Origin of the sequence: Nocardia sp. NPDC050713 (assembly GCF_040654315.1) — a bacterium.
Classification (GTDB): Bacteria; Actinomycetota; Actinomycetes; order Mycobacteriales; family Mycobacteriaceae; genus Nocardia.
On sequence record NZ_JBFAHS010000003.1, the window covers coordinates 1 to 16,755 of the forward strand.

Consider the following 16,755-nt stretch of genomic DNA (forward strand, 5'->3'; position numbering starts at 1 on the left):
GCGCTCGGGCCCCGCGCCCCCTCCCTCAACGACTACCCCACCGTGCACCCCCCCCAGGTGGCCCCCGCGCCGGTGCAATAGTTCGCTGCCCCGCGGCCCCCCCCGCACCTGGCCGGGGGCTCGCCGTCGTTTCCGGGTCAGGCGCCGAGCTGCTCGCGGTAGTAGTCGGCCATCGGCGGGTAGTAGTCGTCGAAGTTCGGCGGTTCGGCGCCGTCCCGCGCGGTGCCGAACAGGTCCAGGTAGTACTCCCAGCCCGGCCCGACCTGCGGGGCCTGCGCGATCTCGTCGTCGGTGCGCAGGTGGTGGGTGAAGCGCAGTTCGGTGACGCCGTCGGTCTCGGTCAGCCGCACGTCGAGAATCCAGGATCCGTACTCGTCGATCGCGGAGACAGCCAGCCGGTGCGGCGGTTCGCAGGCGTCGATGGTCATCTCCATCCACGGCTGCTCGTCTTCGTGGACCATCTGCACCTGCACGGTGCGGCCCGGTCCCGCCTCGCCCTTCCACGGGCCGAACCAGCGCGCGGTGCGGTCCGATTCGGTGAGGCTCGCCCACACATCCGCGATGGGGGCGCGATAGGTCCTGGTCAGGACGAGATCGCGCCCTTGCGCGGCGGGCAGCAGGCGTCCGGTGGGTTGCTTGGTCATGCCGTGTTCTCCCTCGTCGTGCGATTCTCGGGAGGCTGCCTGCGCTCCCGGCGGGTGCGGTAGATCTCGGTTTCCAGTGCGTCGAGGCGCTGTGCCCAGCCCGCGGGCCGCTCGAACCGCGCGAGCCAACCGGCCAGTTCCGCGAGCGGTTCGGCGTTCAGCGCGTAGAAGCGCTGTCGGCCGATCGGTTCGTCCCGCACCAGCCCGCTCTCGCGCAGCACCCGCAGGTGCCTGCTCACCGCGGGCCTGCTGATCTCGAACCGCTCGGCGATCTCGCCCGCGGTCAGCCTGCCGTTGTGCAGCATCTCCAGGATTTCCCTGCGCACCGGGTCGGCGATCGCCGCGGCCACCTCGTCCACGCGAAAAGCGTAACCACTTGGTTACGCGTTTGTCTACGGCGAAATGGGGATCTCAGAGTTGGGGCCGATGCGGCGGATCCGGTCGTCGAGTTCGAGCAGACGCATGCCACTTGCTCGCGAGTCGATCGTCGCGCGCGAGAGCGAGTCCGCGTCCGGTCCGGCGTGGTGGTGGAATGTCAACGGTCGCATGCCGATTCGTCGGGTGCGCAGACGGTCACCGACGCGCGCCGCAGGCGATCGTGCGGTACCCGCGGGCGACCGATACGAGGATCGCCCACGGGAGGGATCGCCCTCGGGCTATTCGGCGATCTTCGTGCGGTCACACCACTCGTAGACGGTCAGGCGACCCGACTCGGTGTCGGCCTGGCGCTGGGTGACCTTGAAGTGTTCGTAGCCGCCCTTGAAGGGGATTTTCAGCTCGATCCCCGGCGGAGTGATGGGAACGATCCGCTCCGGCAAGTCCGCCGGCCCGCCTTCGAGGATGGCTTTCGCACCGTTGCTCATCGTCCGATGGTAGTTCCGGCGCCGCCGCTACCTCGGTATTTTCGCCGGACCGTCGGGCGAGGAAGAATTCCCGGCATGGTCCGTATCGAGTTCGTGCGCGGCGACATCACCGAGCAGGCGGTCGACGCGGTGGTGAACGCCGCCAACTCCTCGTTGCTCGGCGGCGGGGGAGTCGACGGCGCCATCCACCGCAAAGGCGGTCCCGAGATCCTGTCCGAGTGTCGCGACCTACGCGCTTCCCACTATGGCAAGGGCCTGTCCACCGGTCAGGCGGTGGCCACCACGGCGGGCAGGCTGCCCGCGCGCTGGGTGGTGCACACCGTCGGCCCGGTCTGGTCGGCCACCGAGGACCGTTCCGAGCTGCTGGCCTCCTGCTATCGCGAATCCCTCCGGGTCGCCGACGAACTCGGCGCGCAGACCGTCGCCTTCCCGGCCATCTCCACGGGCATCTACGGCTGGCCGATCGAGGACGGCGCGCGCATCGCGGTCGAGACCGTCCGCGCCGCCGACACCGCGGTGCGGACCGTGCGCTTCGTGCTCTTCGACGAACGCGCCTACGCCGCCTTCGCCGAACACGCATAAAGCGCTTCGCCTCCGCGTCCGGCGGCCTCGTCCACGGGGTCCCGACCGTGTCGCTGGTGACCCGGACCGCAGCGCTCCGTTAGACTCTCGAACAGTTGTTCGTGTCTGCGAGAGGGGAATTCGTGCGGGTGATGGGCGTCGACCCCGGGCTCACCCGGTGCGGCCTCAGCATCGTGGAGGGTGGGCTCGGTCGCAAGGTCACCGCGCTCGATGTCGATGTGGTGCGCACCCCCGCGGACATGGAACTGGCGCAGCGGCTCATGCGCGTCGCCGACGCCGCCGAACACTGGATGGACACCCACCGGCCGGAAGCGGTCGCGATCGAGCGAGTGTTCGCCCAGCACAATGTGCGCACCGCGATGGGCACCGCGCAGGCGGGCGGCGTCATCGCGCTGGCCGCGGCGCGGCGCGGGATTCCGGTGGCCTTTCACACGCCGAGCGAGGTGAAGGCCGCGGTCACCGGCAACGGCACGGCGGACAAGGCGCAGGTGACCGCGATGGTCACCCGCATCCTCGGCCTCCAAGTCGCGCCCAAACCGGCGGACGCGGCGGATGCGCTGGCCTTGGCGATCTGTCATTGTTGGCGGGCGCCGCTGCTGGAGCGGATGGCCGCGGCGGAGGCCAAGGCGGCCGAGGCGCGGCGGCGCTACACCGAACGACTGGCGGAACAACGGAAGGCGGTGCGCGGGTGATCGCGTCGGTACGCGGCGAGGTGCTGGAGATCGCGCTCGACCACGCGGTGGTCGAGGCGGCGGGCGTCGGCTACCGGCTCAACGCGACCCCCTCGACACTGGCCGCCCTGACGCGCGGCGAGGAAACCCGCCTCTACACGGCGATGATCGTGCGCGAGGACTCGATGACGCTGTACGGCTTCGCCGACACCGAGGCGCGCGACCTGTTCGGTCTGCTGCAGACGGTCTCCGGCGTCGGCCCACGCCTGGCCATGGCGGTGCTCGCGGTGCTCGAGCCGGAGGCGCTGCGCAAGGCGCTGGCCGAGAGCAATGTCGCGGCGCTGACCAGGGTGCCCGGCATCGGCAAGCGCGGCGCCGAGCGCATGGTGGTGGAACTGCGTGACAAGGTGAATCTCGTTCCGGTGCAGGCGGGCCCGCCCGGCAGTGCTCCCGCGCCGGTGCTCACCCCGGTCCGCGAACAGGTCGTGGAGGCGCTGACCGGACTCGGCTTCCCCGCCAAGCAAGCCGAGCAGGCGGTGGACACCGTGCTGGCCGACCAGCCCGCCGCCGACACCTCGACCGCGCTGCGCGCCGCGCTCTCGCTGCTCGGCAAGAACCGATAGGCCGTGATGGAGTACGACGAAACCGACGCGGCCGAATCCCCGGTCAGCGCGAGCTATTTGAAGTCCGACGGGGAGATCGAGGCGAGCCTGCGCCCGAAGTCGCTCGACGATTTCATCGGCCAGCCCCGGGTCCGCGAACAGCTCGCCCTGGTGCTGCGCGGCGCCAAACAGCGCGGCGGCACTCCCGACCATGTCCTGCTCTCGGGCCCGCCCGGACTCGGCAAGACCAGCATGGCGATGATCATCGCCGCCGAACTCGGCACCGCGCTGCGCATCACCTCCGGCCCGGCGCTGGAGCGGGCCGGTGACCTGGCCGCCATGCTGAGCAATCTGGTCGAGGGCGACGTGCTGTTCATCGATGAGATCCACCGCATCGCCCGCCCCGCCGAGGAAATGCTCTATCTGGCCATGGAGGACTTCCGCGTCGACGTGGTGGTCGGCAAGGGGCCCGGCGCGACCTCGATCCCGCTCGACATCGCCCCCTTCACGCTCGTCGGGGCCACCACCAGGTCCGGCGCGCTGACCGGCCCGCTGCGCGACCGCTTCGGCTTCACCGGCCACATGGATTTCTACGAACCCGACGAACTGCTGCGCATCCTGCTGCGCTCGGCGCACATCCTCGGCGTAGGCATCGAGACCGACGCGGCGGCGGAGATCGCGGGCCGCTCCCGCGGGACGCCGCGGATCGCGAACCGGCTGCTGCGCCGGGTCCGCGACTACGCCGAGGTTCGCGCGGACGGCCTGATCACCCGTCCCATCGCCAAGGCCGCGCTCGAGGTCTACGACGTCGACTCCCTCGGCCTGGACCGGCTGGACCGCGCCGTCCTCGGCGCTCTGGTCCGCAGCTTCAACGGCGGACCGGTGGGCGTCTCGACCCTCGCCGTCGCGGTGGGGGAGGAGGCGGCCACGGTCGAGGAGGTCTGCGAGCCGTTCCTGGTGCGCGCCGGGATGGTGGCGCGGACGCCGCGCGGTCGCGTCGCGACGGCCGCGGCCTGGGAGCATCTCGGCTTGGTGCCGCCGCCCGACCTGGTGTTCGGCTCGATCGAGGTGCGCGGCCGCGAACCGCATCCCACGCTGGACCTGTTCGACTGACCGGTCTTTCGCGTGCGGCACGTAAATGCCCCTGCTCCAGTGATGCCGGGCTCCGCGCGAGCGGCGCGCTTCAGCGAGCGCCGATAGAGTCGGGACATGACGGTGGTCCATTCCGTGCTCGACCGCATCCCCGAGCCGTATCGCAGCAAGGCGATCGAGCACCGCGAACTGCTCAAATTCGCCACGGTCGGCGCGATCACGTGGTTCATCGACACCGGCGTGGTGTACGCCACCAAGCTGACGGTGCTCGGCGACAAGCCGCTGACCGCCCGCCTGCTCGGCGTGCTGATCGCCACCATCGCGTCCTACATCCTGAACCGGGAGTGGTCCTTCCGCACCAGGGGCGGCCGTCAGCGCCACCACGAGGCCGCGCTGTTCTTCGCGGTGAGCGCGCTCGGCATCGGCGTCACGATGATCCCGCAGGCGATCTCGCTGTACGTGCTCGACCTGCGGGTGCCGCACGTCGGACCGGTGACCCAGGCGGTGGCCAACTTCGTCACCGGTCAGATTCTCGGCGTGCTGCTGGCCATGGCGTTCCGGTTCTGGGCGCTGCGCCGCTTCGTCTTCCCGGACGACCTTCGCGAGGCCGAATTGCACAGCATCCAGGGCTGATTCGGCGTCGGAACAGCCTCAGTGGTGCGCGTGCTCGAGCGCGGTGACCACCAGATCCAGGAAGGCGTCGACCTCGTCGCGCTGGTATCCGCGGGTACCCAGGCGCGCCTCGGTGAAGCGGACCGCGCGCACGTCGGCGACCGTGAGACTGCCGGGCCCGCCGTGCGCGAGGCTGGCGGCCACCAGGTCGAGGAAGGCGTCCACCTCCTCCTCGTGGTAGCCGCGGCGGCCGACGGAGGACTGGGTGAACCGCATCCGGTGCACGTCGTCGGGAGTGAGCAGGGGCGCGGGGCCGGGCCCGTTGCCGCCCGCGGGCAGCGGACGCGTGCCGTTCTGGCGGTGTTCGAGTTCGGCGCGCACCCGATCAAGGAACTCGTCGACCTGGTCGGCCTGATAGCCGCGGGCGCCGAAGCGGGGCGCGTCGAAGGCGACGTGGCGGATGTCGTCGGCGGTGAGTGCGCCGTGACCGTCGAGGGTGGCGGCGACCAGTTCGAGGAAGGCGTCGACCTCCTCGGCGTGATAGCCGCGATGGCCGAATGTCGGCATGTCGAAATGGATGCGGCTCACGTCCTCGGGGGTCATCATCCGCGACATTGTGTCAGGGTCGCCGCTCGGTTCCGGTCGAATGCCGGTATTTCGGACCGCGCGGTCTCGCGCGAACACGTCTCTTGCAAACACGAACGCCCCCATGCGAACCAGTGCCGGCTTGTGCACCCACACTGTAGTCGCCGGGGGCGACTCGCACGGCGGGTCGTCAGTCCTTCCGCACGCCGTCGATGAGCAGGCGGCGGATCGCCTGGTTCAGCCCCTGGGTCGCGGCCTCGTCCGGGTCGCGCATGCCGTGGATGACGGCGGCGAGCAGCATGCCCGTCACCGCGCGCGCGGTGTTGGCGGTGTCCAGATCGGCACGCAGGTAACCCATGTCGACGCCGTGCTCCAGGTAACCCGCGGTGAGCGCGTCGGCCGTGTCCAGCAGGCCGTAGAGCCGGGCGGTGAGTTCGTCGTCGATGCCGGTGGCGTGGAACAGCAGCAGCTGCGGGATGCGTCGCTCCTCGATGAGGATGTGTGACAGCGCCGTGCCGATGCGCTCCAGCTGGGCGCGGTACTCGTCCAGTGAGCCCGCAGCGTCCGGGGCGTTCTGGGTGCCGAGCGCGTCGATGATGCGCGCCGACAGGTCGTCGATGACGTGATCGATGATGTCGCGCTTGTTGGCGAAGTACCGGTAGAAGGTGCCGTGACCGATGCCGAGCTGGTTGGCGATGTCGGCGATGCCGGTGGCGTGATAGCCCTTCTCGGCGAAGCAGACGAACGCCGTATCGATGATCTCCTGCCGCAATTCGGCCTTGCGTCGCTGGAGCGCACTTCCGGCCGCCGACCGGGTCGCTCGGGTGGATGGCTTCGTCACCCTGACGATGATACAGTCGTCACAAACGGAATGATGTGTCATTCCGTGACAACTGGTTCACAGCTTTGGAGGTTCGACGTGGCGCCTCAGTACGACGCGGTCGTGGTTGGTGCGGGTTTCGGTGGCATGGGCGCGGGCATCGAGCTCGACCGGCTCGGATTGAGCAATTACGTGATCCTGGAGCGCGAGAACGATCTCGGCGGCACCTGGCACGTCAACCACTACCCGGGCCTCGCGGTCGACATCGCCTCGGTGACCTACTCCTATTCGTTCGAGCCCAACCCCTACTGGTCGCGGCTGTTCGCGCCGGGCAAGGAGCTCAAGAAGTACGCCGAGCACGTCGCCGACAAGTACGGCCTGCGGCGCAGGATGCGCTTCGGCACCGTGGTGGACGGCGCCCGCTGGGACGAGGAGAACCAGCAGTGGGTGGTCTCGATCGCGGGCGGTGAAACCGTCACGGGCCGTTACCTGCTCACCGCCACCGGATTCCTCTCGCAGCCCTACACGCCGCCGTTCCCCGGCATCGAGTCGTTCGCGGGCAAGATCATCCACACCACCGCGTGGGAAGACGATTTCGATCTGACCGGCCGCCGCGCCGCGATCATCGGCACCGGCGCCACCGCCGTCCAGCTGGTGCCCGAGGTGGCCGAGAAGGCCGCGGCGCTGACCGTCTTCCAGCGCACCCCGATCTGGGTGGTGCCCAAGGTCGACGCGCCGATCCCGCCGTCGGTGCAGAAGCTGTTCGCCAAGGTGCCCGCCACCCAGAAGGCGGCGCGGATGGTCAACACCTCCCTGCTGGAGGCGCTGATGGTGGTCGGCGTGCTGCACTTCAAGCAGGCCAAAGCGATGAACAAGGGCGCGGGCCTGCTGGCCAAGGCGCATCTGCGCGCGCAGGTTCGCGACAAGCGCACCCGGCAGCAGCTCACCCCGCACTACGATTTCGGCTGCAAGCGCCCCACCTTCTCCAACCACTACTTCAAGACCTTCAACGCGCCGCACGTGCGGCTGGAAACGAACTCGATCGACCACGTGGAGGCCGACGGCATCGTCACCGCCGACGGGCACAAGACCGAGATCGACACGCTGATCCTGGCCACCGGCTTCAACCTGTGGGACGTGAACTTCCCGGCCGTGGAGATCATCGGCCGGGACGGGGTGAACCTCGGAAAGTTCTGGCGGGACAACCGTTTCCAGGCCTACGAGGGCATCACGGTGCCGAAGTTCCCGAACTTCCTGAGCCTCAACAGCCCGTACTCCTACAGCGGTCTGTCCTACTTCACCACCATCGAGGCGCAGATGAAGCACATGGGCAGGCTCTTCGGCGAGCTGTTCCGGCGCGGCGAGACCACCTTCGAGGTGACCGAGGCGGCCAACGCCCGCTTCCTGGACACCGTCACCGACAAGCTCGGCGCCTCGGTCTTCTACGGCGGCGACTGCGCGAGCGCGCGCAGCTACTACTTCAACCAGCACGGCGAGGCGGCGCTGCTGCGCCCGAACAGCACGGTCAGCACGCACCGCAAAGCGGTGAGCTTCCCGCTCGACGACTACGTCTACGGGGTGTCGGCCTGATCTTCGCGTTCGCCCCGCGACCGGGAAACCCCCTGGTCGCGGGGCTTTGCTGTGCCCGGAACGGGTGGTCGACACGCCGTGGCGTTCGCGCCGGGGGACGCCCGTGGCCGTGCCGCGCGCCGCTCGAGACGACACGAGTGGCGCACGTCAAGGGTGTGCGGGTGTGGCAGTGCCGACAACAGCTGGCAGACTGTGGTGGTACTTGTCCATCCCACCCACAAGACAGGGACTGACTTCGACGATGGAACTACTGTTTCCGCTGCTACTGGTAGCCCTGCTCGTGCCGATGTTCCTCGGTATCCGCCGCCAGAAGCGGGAGGCCGAGTCGGTAGCGGCCATGCAGGAAAGCCTGAAGATCGGCGACGCGGTGACTACTACGTCGGGTCTGTGGGGCACCGTTGTCGACCTCGACGACGACACGGTCGACCTGGAGATCGCCGAGGACGTCGTGACCACTTGGTTGCGCCAGGCGATCCGTGAGGTCCGCACCGTCGACGAGGCGACCGCCGACGAGTCCGGTACCGACGAGACCACGGCCACCGCCGAGGAAACGCCGGAGCAGACCGAGACCCGGCTGACCAAGGACTGACGTCGGCTGCGCCACGACCGCGCGCCGGACGCTGTAGCGTTCGGCGGCGCACGCGTGTGCGCGCCTGATCCACCCTCGACTTCCCGCCTAGGAGATACGAACTGTGCCACCTTCCCAGGGATCGGCGCATCCGCTCCGGTTGCTCGGTGTCTACGCCGCGCTACTGGCCGTGATCTATGCGTTGGTGTTCTTCACCGGTGACAAGTCCCCGACACCCAAGCTCGGCATCGATCTGCAGGGCGGCACCCGGGTCACGCTGACCGCCCGCACCCCGGACGGCAGCAAGCCGAGCCAGGACAGCCTGCAGAAGGCGCAGGAGATCATCGAGAACCGCGTCAACGGTCTCGGCGTCTCCGGCTCCGAGGTGGCCATCGAGGGCGACAACATCGTGATCACGGTGCCCGGCGACGACGGCCAGCAGGCCCGCGCGCTCGCCACCACCGCCAAGCTCTACATCCGCCCGGTGCTGCAGGCCGTGCCGAAGGGCGCGACGCTGCCGCAGACGCCGCCCGCTCAGCTGCCGGTGCCGCCCGCCGGAGAGCAGGTCCCGACGGAGGCGCCCGCCCCCGAGGCGCCCGCGCCGGAGCCGCCCGCCCAGGAGCCGCCCGCCGAAGAAGTGCCCGCGCCGCAGCAGCGCGTCTTCCCGGCGCAGGCGCCCACCGAGCCCGCCGACCCGACGCTGACCCCGCAGGAAGAGGCGCAGCGCGAGATCGCGGCGGCCAAGGCGACCAGGCAGAGCACCGACCCGGCTACCCAGCAGGCCGCGATGGCCGCGCTGGACTGCGCCAAGGCGGATCCGCTCGCGGGCAACGACGACCCGAACCTGCCGCTGGTCACCTGCTCGCAGGACGGCACCGAGGTCTTCCTGCTGGACAAGAGCCGCATCGACGGCCAGGAGATCAAGAACGCGGTCGCCAACCTCGACCAGCAGCAGTCGCGCTGGGTGGTCGACCTGGAGTTCAAGTCGACCGGTAGCGATGCCTGGGCCGACCTGACCGGCGAGTACCTCTACAAGCGCGTCGCGTTCACCCTCGACTCCAAGGTGGTCAGCGCGCCGCAGGTCCAGGCGGGCCCGCAGCTCGGCGGCACCACCCAGATCTCGGGCTCGTTCACCGCCAGCAGCTCCAAGGAGCTGGCGAACACGCTGAAGTACGGTTCGCTGCCGCTGTCGTTCCAGACCTCCGAGGCCGAGACCGTCTCGGCGACCCTCGGTCTCTCGTCGCTGCGCGCCGGTCTCATCGCGGGCGCGATCGGTCTGGCCATCGTGCTGCTGTACTGCCTCGTCTACTACCGCATGCTCGGCTTCCTGACGGGCCTGTCGCTGATCGCCTCCGGCCTGGCCGTGTACGGCATCATGGTGCTGCTCGGCCGCTGGATCGGCTTCACGCTCGACTTGGCGGGCATCGCGGGTCTGATCATCGGTATCGGTATGACCGCGGACTCGTTCGTCGTCTTCTTCGAACGCATCAAGGACGAGATGCGCGAGGGCCGCAGCTTCCGTTCGGCGGTGCCGCGCGGCTGGCAGCGGGCCCGCCGCACCATCCTGTCCGGTAACGCGGTGAGCTTCCTCGCCGCCGCGGTGCTGTACTGGCTCGCGGCCGGACAGGTCAAGGGCTTCGCGTTCACCCTCGGCCTCACCACCATCCTCGACGTGGTGGTCGTGTTCCTGGTCACCGCGCCGCTGGTGCTGCTGGCCTCGCGGAGTGCGTTCTGGTCGAAACCGTCGATCAACGGCCTCGGCGCGATCCAAGAGGTCGCGCGGGAGCGCCGTGCCGCAGAAGCCGCTGTCGCAGAAGGCGTGAGGACGCGATGACCAACAGCCAGACCAGCCCCTCGCTGCGCAAGGACGCCGAACGGCCCTTCGACGACTACGCCTACGGGCACCGCGCGTCCGAGCACAGCTTCTTCAACCGGCTCTACACCGGAACCGGCGCGATCGACGTCATCGGCCGCAGGCGCATGTGGTACGCGATCACGGCCGTGATCATGCTGATCTCGTTGGGCAGCATCCTGTTCCGCGGGTTCAACTTCGGCATCGACTTCGAGGGCGGCTCCCGCATTCAGTTCCCCGCGGGCGAAGCCACCACCTCCCAGGTGGAGGCCGTGTATCACGAGGCGATCGGCACCGACCCGGTCTCCGTGCAGACCGTCGGCACCGGATCGACCGCGACGATGCTGATCCGCTCCGAGGCGCTCGACGTGCAGCAGGTCGACAAGCTCAACGGCGCGCTGTTCGAGGAGTTCAAGCCCCTCGACAAGAACGGCAACCCGAGCCGGGCCGCGATCAGCACCTCGGATGTCAGCGAGACCTGGGGCAGCCAGATCACCGAGAAGGCCCTGCGGGCGCTCGCGGTGTTCCTGGTGATCGTGTCGATCTACATCGCCGTCCGCTTCGAGCGCGACATGGCGATCGCCGCGCTTGCCGCGCTGGTCTTCGACGTCGTGGTCACCGCGGGTGTGTACTCGCTGGTCGGCTTCGAGGTCACCCCCGCGACGGTGATCGGCATCCTGACGATCCTCGGCTTCTCGCTCTACGACTCGGTCGTCGTGTTCGACAAGGTCGAGGAGAACACCAGGGGCATCCTGCATCTGAGCCGCCGCACCTACGGCGAGCAGGCCAACCTGGCCGTGAACCAGACGCTGATGCGTTCGATCAACACCGCGCTCATCGGCATCCTGCCCATCGTCGGCCTGATGGTGATCGCGGTGTGGATGCTCGGCGTCGGCACCCTCAAGGACCTCGCGCTCGTGCAGCTGGTCGGTCTGCTGGTCGGCACCTACTCGTCGATCTTCTTCGCCACCCCCCTGCTGGTCTCGATCAAGGAGCGCTGGGGTCCGGTGGCAGCGCACACCAAGAAGGTGCAGAGCAAGCGTTCCAGCATCGCTGCCGCGCGGGCGGGCGCGGCCGCCGAACAGCGCGTGGTGGCCGCGACCGGTCGCGGTCTGCCCGACGCCCCGTCCCGGCGGTACCGGGAGAACAGCCAGTCACCGCGTCCGGGCGCCCGGCCCTCCGGGAAGCGACAGCAGAAGAAGAGGCACTGACCAAACCAACGGTAGGGGGTTTCGTTCGATGCGACAGCCACGCAGCGTTGCGGTGCGTCTGATCGGAGTGGTCGCCGCGGGCGCCCTGGCCGCCGGAATGGCGGCCGGGTGCTCCGGCCAGAACCAGGTGCCCTCCATCGGCTATGCCGTCGACGCCGTGATCGCCAGCTACAACGGCGGCAGCACGCTCGGCGCGAGCAGCGGCTCGGCGGCGGTGTTCCAGCGCGTGCTCACCGGGTTCTTCTACACCGGCCCCGACGGGCAGCAGGTCGCCGACACCGATGTCGGCACCGCCAAGGAGGTGCCCGGCGAGTCCCAGACCATCCAGTACCGGCTCAACCCCGACGGCGTGTACTCCGACGGTGTGCCGACCTCCTGCGACGATCTGGTGCTGACCTGGGCCGCGCACAGCGGGCGCTTCACCAAGCCCGACGGCGGCTCGCTCTTCGACGCCGCCGACACCGCGGGCTACGCGGACATCGAACGGGTCGAGTGTCAGCCCGGGTCCAAGGACGCCACCGTGGTGTTCCGTCCGGACCGGCGGTTCGGCCCGTGGCGAGACCTTTTCACCGCGGGCGAGGTGATGCCCGCGCACATCGCCGCGCGGGTGGCCAACGTGCCGAATGTGGTGTCGGCCGTGCAGTCCGGCGATCTCGGCGCGGTGCAGCGGCTGGCCGACTTCTGGAACACCGGCTGGACGATCGGCGCGGAGAAGCTCGACCTGTCGCGGTTCCCGTCCTCGGGTCCGTACCGGATCGAATCCTTCAGCGCGAAGGACGGCTTGGTGCTGATCGCCAACGAACGGTGGTGGGGCAACAAGGCCGAGACCGGGCGCATCGTGGTGTTCGACAAGACCGCCGACCTGAAGACCAAGGTCTCCGACAACGCCGTGAGCGTGGTCGACGTGGGCGCGAACTCGGTGAAAGACCTCGACCTGGGCGGCTTCTCGGCGAAGACCGTGCCGGGACGCGGCGCCGAGCAGCTGGTGCTGGCTACCGACGGCGTGTTCGGATCGGTGGCGGCGCGCCGCGCTTTCGCGCTCTGCGTGCCGCGCCAGGCCCTGTTCGACACGCTGGGCAAGGCCGCCGACGTGCCGACCACCGGACTCGGCGCGGGCCCGCTGAATTCCCGTACTACGCAGCAGGATTCGCTGTTCTACCCGGCGACTACCGGCGCCGCCGAGCGGTACCGCGGCACCGACGTCCAGGCGGCCACCGCCACGCTCGCCTCGGCACGGGCGGCCAACCCGACGATCCGCATCGGTTATCTGGCCCCCGACGAGCGCCGCGCCAAGACGGTGCGGATGATCGCCGAGGCGTGCAAACCCGCGGGTATCGGCGTGGTGGACGCGGGCGCGCCCGACTTCCGCCCCGGCCAGCTCGCCGAGGGGCGCGTCGACGCCGTGCTGGCGAGCACAGCGGGCGCGCCCGGCCCGGCCGGTTCGCTTACCGGAGTGGCGGCGACCAGCGCGTTGCGCACCGGCAACGGACTCAATTTCGGACGATTCGGGAATGGCCGCTACGATGCGATCACCGATCAGCTTGTGGCCGACGACAACTCGGCCGCGCAGCTGGGTCTGCTGACCGAGGCCGAGAACCTGTTGTGGTCGGAGATGCCGAGCATTCCCCTGTTCGCCACTCCGCGCACGATCGCTTTCGGCGACGGTCTGCGCAACGGTGTGGCCGGTCCCACTTCGGGTGGCACCGGCTGGAACATGGACCGCTGGGTGTTGCGGCGGTGACAGGTGTTGGTGGGTGAGTGATCATGGAGAGGTGTCGATGAGTAAGCACGCGGCGGTCGAGTCCGACGAGATTGTCGCCGAGCGGACCGCCAAGGCGGCCGAGCTGGTCGAACGCCTGACCCGCTGGCGCGACGATTTCCCGACGCCCGGCGTTCGCTTCGCCGATCTCACTCCCGTGTTCGCCGATCCCGAGGGCTTCCGCGCGGTCATCGACTGCCTCGCCGCTTGTGCGCCGGACGCGGACCTGGTCGCCGGCGTGGACGCCCGCGGCTTCCTGCTCGGCGCGGGCGTCGCCGCCACCCTCGGCACGGGCGTCCTCGCAGTCCGCAAGGCGGGCAAGCTGCCGCCGCCCGTGCTGACGCGCGAATACAGCCTCGAGTACGGCACCGCCGCCCTGGAGATCCCCGGTGACGGCGTCGACCTGGCGGGCCGCCGGGTGCTGTTGCTCGACGACGTGCTCGCCACCGGCGGCACGCTGGCCGCGGCCGCGGAACTGTTCCAGGCGGCAGGCGCCGAGATCGTCTCGGCGGCGGTCGTGCTGGAGCTGAGCTTCCTGGAGGGCCGCAGCCGCCAGGGCGACTACCCGCTGACCTCCATCGTCCGGGTCTGACCCCCGAGGCGGTCGCCCCGGACTGTTGACGCGGCATGTTTCGACGTGCCGACCGGCCCGAAGGTCCCCGATTCCCCGGTAGCCGATTGCTATCGTCCCAGTCTGTCTCATGTGACCGGTGACGATGGAAAGGGCAGGGGTGGCCAGGACATTGCAGCCGAGGGGGCTGTCGGGCTCGATGATCAGGTCGGTGGTCGGGGCGTTCGCTGTCGTGCTGGCGGTGGTCGCGATCGGGGCCTATCATCCGGCGTCGGAACAGCCGGATCTGGCGGCTCTCGCCGACCGGTGGACCGAACTGCACGACGGCCCGCAGCCGTACTCGGATGTGGACATCCAGTGGGACGTTCCCATCGAGATGAGCGACGGCGTCGTCCTCAAGGCCAATGTGTACCGGCCCTCCCAGACCGGCGGCGCGCCGGAGTCGCGGCCGCTGCCGACGATCGTGAACCTCACGCCGTACACCAAGCTGATGACGAATCTCATCGATTCGGCGTTGGCGGTGCCGGGGTTGCAGCAGCTCACGATGGATTTCGTGGGGCGGCAGAACTTCTCGGGGACGCCCATCAGCGGTTTCGAGGATCTGCTGCACGCGCTGGACGGCGGCACGGTGCAGACCGTCCTCGGCATCGATCGCAATCTGATCCGCAGCGGCTACAACCTGGTCGTGGTCGACGTCCGCGGCACCGGATACTCGCAGGGCAGCTGGGACACCCTCGGCGCCCGTGAACAACTCGACACCCGCGAGGTCATCCAATGGGCCGCCGGTCAGCCCTGGTCGAACGGCGACATCGCGATGAGCGGCGGTTCGTATGCCGGGATCAACCAGCTGCGCGCCGCCGAGGACGCCCCCGCGCCGCTGAAGGCGATCTTCCCCGTGGAACCGGGCAGCGATCTGATGCGCGACGTGGTCGCGCCCGGCGGCGGCATCGGCACCATGTTCCTTCCGATGTGGCTCAGCAACGTCAACCAGCTCAAGCTGATTCCCGACGTAGCCTCGATGCTCAACGGCAATTTCGACTGGGCGTGGTTCCGCGAGCGAGTGTCGGACCCGAACACCAACTTCGACCTGCTCGCCCAGGCGTTGACGACGCCGTCGCTCGACGATGTGCCGCCCGCGCTGGCGGCCGCGCTCGATGCCGACAGTCCGTTCCGGCAGGGCATTCTCGGGCATCCGGAGCGAGTGAACGTCCCGGCCTTCGTCTACGGCGGCTGGCACGACATCTTCGCCAACAGCGCGACCAAGCTGTACAACGCCATGCCGCTGCCCGACAACCAGAAGAAACTCGTCGTCGGCGACACCTACCACGCCAATCCTGGCGCGGGAACCGGTGTGCCCGGCGCGCCGCCCCGGCTGGACGTGCTGCAGCGCGCGTGGTTCGACCGGTGGCTCAAGGGCATCGACAACGGCATCGACGGCTTCGGCCCGATCGTGGTCTGGGAGCAGGGCGGCGGCTGGGTCACCTTGGAACGCTTTCCGCGGCCCGGCGTCGTGCACCGCCGCGTCTACCTGTCCGCGGCGCCGAGCGGCACCGCCGAGCACGTGCAGTACGACGGCTCGCTGATCCACACTCGCCCCGCCGACGCGGAAACGCTCACCATCGCGCCGGGCCTCACCATGATCTGCTCGCGCGACACCGCCCAGGGATCGGCGGGACTCAGCGCGGTCCTGGACATGTGCGCCAAGGACTCCCGCATCGCCGAACGCAACGCGCTCACCTTCACCAGCCCGCCGGTCACCGAGCCGACGGTGATCTCCGGCCCGATCAACGTGCACCTCAACACCGTGCACGACGCCATCGACGGCTACTGGAACGTCACCGTCAACGATGTGGCGCCCGACGGCACCTCACTGGTCCTGACCACCGGCCAGCTGACCACCTCGATGCGCGCCGTCGACGAGGCGAAGAGCGAGCGGTCGCCCTCCGGCGACTACTCCGCGCCGCACAACCCGATCACCCTGGACAGCATGCTGCCGGTCACGCCGGGCGAGCCGATCGCGCTCGACATCGCCGTCATCCCCACCCAGGCGGTGCTGAAGCCCGGACATCGGCTGCGGGTCGACGTCTTCGCGGGCAACCCGCCCAAGGGGCTACCGTTCCGGCCGATGCTCAACAACACCGAACTCAAACCGCAGCTCTTGGCCATCGATCCGGACAAGCCGAGCTACATCAATCTGCCGACCGATCGTCCGCTTCAGGCGAACCCGTAGCGGAGGCGGTGGTAGGCCTCGGCCGCATCAGCCGACTGCGGCGGGTGCTTCGGCGCTTCGTGCCCGCCGCATCACCGCCGGGTAGCGCAGCAGGCCGGGGCCGAGCTTGGCGGCGAGGAAACTGATCGCGAGCCAGGGGCGCAGGTGCGGGTCGAGTCTGCGGATGCGCCCGTCCTCGGCCAAGTCGAGGACCATCGCCTCGGTCATCCGGAACGGGCCGACCTTCGCCTCGGCGAGCAGCACCCGGCGCGGACCGTCGCCGATCCGCGCGGTCCAGCGCAGGCCGGAGACGCCGCGGTAGACGACTGTGAGCAGGATGCGCAGGTCCTCGTGACCGCGGAAGACGAGGGTGCCCGAGATCGGCGAACGCAGTTCGGCGTCCGGGGCGAGGGTGTCCATCAAAGCATCGATATCGGCGGTCTCGGTCGCCGCGCAGAACTGGTCCACCACATCCGACATGTCGTCGCACCCTTCCGTTGGTCGATGGGTGTGAACGTAACCGA

19 protein-coding genes are annotated in these 16,755 nt (G+C 69.3%); 12 read left to right on the forward strand and 7 right to left on the reverse strand.

Going from position 1 to position 16,755, the window contains the following annotated elements; all coding sequences use genetic code 11:
• Positions 1 to 137: 137 nt before the first annotated feature.
• From AB0H49_RS06510 to AB0H49_RS06525, 4 genes are all read right to left on the reverse strand, one after another.
• The gene (locus tag AB0H49_RS06510; protein WP_357248005.1) at positions 138 to 644 is read right to left on the reverse strand and encodes an SRPBCC family protein; all 507 of its coding nucleotides are present in this window, start codon (positions 642 to 644) and stop codon (positions 138 to 140) included.
• The gene (locus AB0H49_RS06515; RefSeq protein WP_354999649.1) at positions 641 to 1,003 is read right to left on the reverse strand and encodes a metalloregulator ArsR/SmtB family transcription factor; all 363 of its coding nucleotides are present in this window, start codon (positions 1,001 to 1,003) and stop codon (positions 641 to 643) included. The genes AB0H49_RS06510 and AB0H49_RS06515 overlap by 4 nt, the downstream gene beginning before the upstream one ends.
• Before the next feature lie 33 nt (positions 1,004 to 1,036).
• Positions 1,037 to 1,192, reverse strand: a complete 156-nt coding sequence (locus AB0H49_RS06520; protein ID WP_357248008.1) for a hypothetical protein — start codon at positions 1,190 to 1,192, stop codon at positions 1,037 to 1,039.
• A 108-nt stretch (positions 1,193 to 1,300) separates the two neighbouring features.
• Positions 1,301 to 1,507 carry a DUF5988 family protein gene (locus AB0H49_RS06525; RefSeq protein ID WP_354999650.1) on the reverse strand — a complete coding sequence of 69 codons (207 nt, stop codon included), beginning with the start codon at positions 1,505 to 1,507 and terminating at the stop codon, positions 1,301 to 1,303.
• A 75-nt stretch (positions 1,508 to 1,582) separates the two neighbouring features.
• Here AB0H49_RS06525 and AB0H49_RS06530 point away from each other — a divergent pair, with 75 nt between their 5' ends.
• The 5 genes from AB0H49_RS06530 (at position 1,583) to AB0H49_RS06550 (ending at position 5,087) form a co-directional block, all read left to right on the forward strand.
• Positions 1,583 to 2,089 carry an O-acetyl-ADP-ribose deacetylase gene (locus tag AB0H49_RS06530; RefSeq protein WP_357248011.1) on the forward strand — a complete coding sequence of 169 codons (507 nt, stop codon included), beginning with the start codon at positions 1,583 to 1,585 and terminating at the stop codon, positions 2,087 to 2,089.
• Positions 2,090 to 2,211: 122 nt separating this feature from the next.
• A complete protein-coding gene (gene ruvC / locus AB0H49_RS06535) occupies positions 2,212 to 2,781 on the forward strand; it encodes a crossover junction endodeoxyribonuclease RuvC (RefSeq protein WP_067779840.1) in 570 nt (189 codons plus the stop codon).
• Complete coding sequence (ruvA, locus tag AB0H49_RS06540) at positions 2,778 to 3,383, forward strand: Holliday junction branch migration protein RuvA (protein ID WP_067779843.1); 606 nt, start codon at positions 2,778 to 2,780, stop codon at positions 3,381 to 3,383. Before ruvC ends, ruvA begins: the two co-directional genes overlap by 4 nt.
• A 6-nt stretch (positions 3,384 to 3,389) precedes the next feature.
• Complete coding sequence (gene ruvB / locus AB0H49_RS06545) at positions 3,390 to 4,475, forward strand: Holliday junction branch migration DNA helicase RuvB (RefSeq protein ID WP_357248015.1); 1,086 nt, start codon at positions 3,390 to 3,392, stop codon at positions 4,473 to 4,475.
• 96 nt (positions 4,476 to 4,571) lie between these two features.
• The gene (locus AB0H49_RS06550; RefSeq protein ID WP_354999654.1) at positions 4,572 to 5,087 is read left to right on the forward strand and encodes a GtrA family protein; all 516 of its coding nucleotides are present in this window, start codon (positions 4,572 to 4,574) and stop codon (positions 5,085 to 5,087) included.
• 18 nt (positions 5,088 to 5,105) lie between these two features.
• On the opposite strand, the gene AB0H49_RS06555 is transcribed toward AB0H49_RS06550, so the two are convergent.
• Both AB0H49_RS06555 and AB0H49_RS06560 read right to left on the reverse strand, forming a co-directional pair.
• Positions 5,106 to 5,672 (reverse strand): DivIVA domain-containing protein, encoded by a 567-nt coding sequence (locus AB0H49_RS06555; RefSeq protein ID WP_354999655.1) that lies wholly within the window; start codon positions 5,670 to 5,672, stop codon positions 5,106 to 5,108.
• 169 nt (positions 5,673 to 5,841) lie between these two features.
• The gene (locus AB0H49_RS06560; protein WP_354999873.1) at positions 5,842 to 6,423 is read right to left on the reverse strand and encodes a TetR/AcrR family transcriptional regulator; all 582 of its coding nucleotides are present in this window, start codon (positions 6,421 to 6,423) and stop codon (positions 5,842 to 5,844) included.
• Between the two features lie 147 nt (positions 6,424 to 6,570).
• Between AB0H49_RS06560 and AB0H49_RS06565 the strand changes: the two genes are divergently transcribed.
• From AB0H49_RS06565 to AB0H49_RS06595, 7 genes are all read left to right on the forward strand, one after another.
• Positions 6,571 to 8,061, forward strand: coding sequence for an NAD(P)/FAD-dependent oxidoreductase (locus tag AB0H49_RS06565; protein WP_354999656.1), 1,491 nt, complete (start codon positions 6,571 to 6,573; stop codon positions 8,059 to 8,061).
• Positions 8,062 to 8,302: 241 nt separating this feature from the next.
• Positions 8,303 to 8,650, forward strand: coding sequence for a preprotein translocase subunit YajC (gene yajC, locus AB0H49_RS06570; protein WP_354999657.1), 348 nt, complete (start codon positions 8,303 to 8,305; stop codon positions 8,648 to 8,650).
• Between the two features lie 103 nt (positions 8,651 to 8,753).
• Positions 8,754 to 10,463: a protein translocase subunit SecD gene (gene secD / locus AB0H49_RS06575; RefSeq protein WP_354999658.1), complete on the forward strand. Its 1,710-nt coding sequence runs from the start codon at positions 8,754 to 8,756 to the stop codon at positions 10,461 to 10,463.
• A complete protein-coding gene (gene secF, locus AB0H49_RS06580; protein WP_357248020.1) occupies positions 10,460 to 11,692 on the forward strand; it encodes a protein translocase subunit SecF in 1,233 nt (410 codons plus the stop codon). Before secD ends, secF begins: the two co-directional genes overlap by 4 nt.
• Positions 11,693 to 11,744: 52 nt before the next feature.
• Positions 11,745 to 13,433, forward strand: a complete 1,689-nt coding sequence (locus AB0H49_RS06585) for an ABC transporter substrate-binding protein (protein ID WP_357248023.1) — start codon at positions 11,745 to 11,747, stop codon at positions 13,431 to 13,433.
• Positions 13,434 to 13,470: 37 nt separating this feature from the next.
• Positions 13,471 to 14,043 (forward strand): adenine phosphoribosyltransferase, encoded by a 573-nt coding sequence (locus AB0H49_RS06590; protein WP_357248026.1) that lies wholly within the window; start codon positions 13,471 to 13,473, stop codon positions 14,041 to 14,043.
• A gap of 124 nt (positions 14,044 to 14,167) precedes the next feature.
• Positions 14,168 to 16,252, forward strand: coding sequence for a CocE/NonD family hydrolase (locus tag AB0H49_RS06595; RefSeq protein ID WP_357249032.1), 2,085 nt, complete (start codon positions 14,168 to 14,170; stop codon positions 16,250 to 16,252).
• Between the two features lie 27 nt (positions 16,253 to 16,279).
• Here AB0H49_RS06595 and AB0H49_RS06600 read toward each other — a convergent pair whose 3' ends face one another.
• The gene (locus tag AB0H49_RS06600; RefSeq protein WP_357248029.1) at positions 16,280 to 16,711 is read right to left on the reverse strand and encodes a nuclear transport factor 2 family protein; all 432 of its coding nucleotides are present in this window, start codon (positions 16,709 to 16,711) and stop codon (positions 16,280 to 16,282) included.
• Positions 16,712 to 16,755 lie beyond the last annotated feature (44 nt).

Excerpts from the sequence above, each read along its gene's own strand:
- AB0H49_RS06510 (WP_357248005.1), bottom strand. The coding sequence starts at position 644 with ATGACCAAGCAACCCACCGGACGCCTGCTGCCCGCCGCGCAAGGGCGC.
- AB0H49_RS06520 (WP_357248008.1), bottom strand. The coding sequence starts at position 1,192 with ATGCGACCGTTGACATTCCACCACCACGCCGGACCGGACGCGGACTCG.
- AB0H49_RS06525 (WP_354999650.1), bottom strand. The coding sequence starts at position 1,507 with ATGAGCAACGGTGCGAAAGCCATCCTCGAAGGCGGGCCGGCGGACTTG.
- AB0H49_RS06530 (WP_357248011.1), top strand. The coding sequence starts at position 1,583 with ATGGTCCGTATCGAGTTCGTGCGCGGCGACATCACCGAGCAGGCGGTC.
- ruvB (WP_357248015.1), top strand. The coding sequence starts at position 3,390 with ATGGAGTACGACGAAACCGACGCGGCCGAATCCCCGGTCAGCGCGAGC.
- AB0H49_RS06550 (WP_354999654.1), top strand. The coding sequence starts at position 4,572 with ATGACGGTGGTCCATTCCGTGCTCGACCGCATCCCCGAGCCGTATCGC.
- AB0H49_RS06555 (WP_354999655.1), bottom strand. The coding sequence starts at position 5,672 with ATGATGACCCCCGAGGACGTGAGCCGCATCCATTTCGACATGCCGACA.
- yajC (WP_354999657.1), top strand. The coding sequence starts at position 8,303 with ATGGAACTACTGTTTCCGCTGCTACTGGTAGCCCTGCTCGTGCCGATG.
- secF (WP_357248020.1), top strand. The coding sequence starts at position 10,460 with ATGACCAACAGCCAGACCAGCCCCTCGCTGCGCAAGGACGCCGAACGG.
- AB0H49_RS06590 (WP_357248026.1), top strand. The coding sequence starts at position 13,471 with ATGAGTAAGCACGCGGCGGTCGAGTCCGACGAGATTGTCGCCGAGCGG.
- AB0H49_RS06595 (WP_357249032.1), top strand. The coding sequence starts at position 14,168 with ATGGAAAGGGCAGGGGTGGCCAGGACATTGCAGCCGAGGGGGCTGTCG.
- AB0H49_RS06600 (WP_357248029.1), bottom strand. The coding sequence starts at position 16,711 with ATGTCGGATGTGGTGGACCAGTTCTGCGCGGCGACCGAGACCGCCGAT.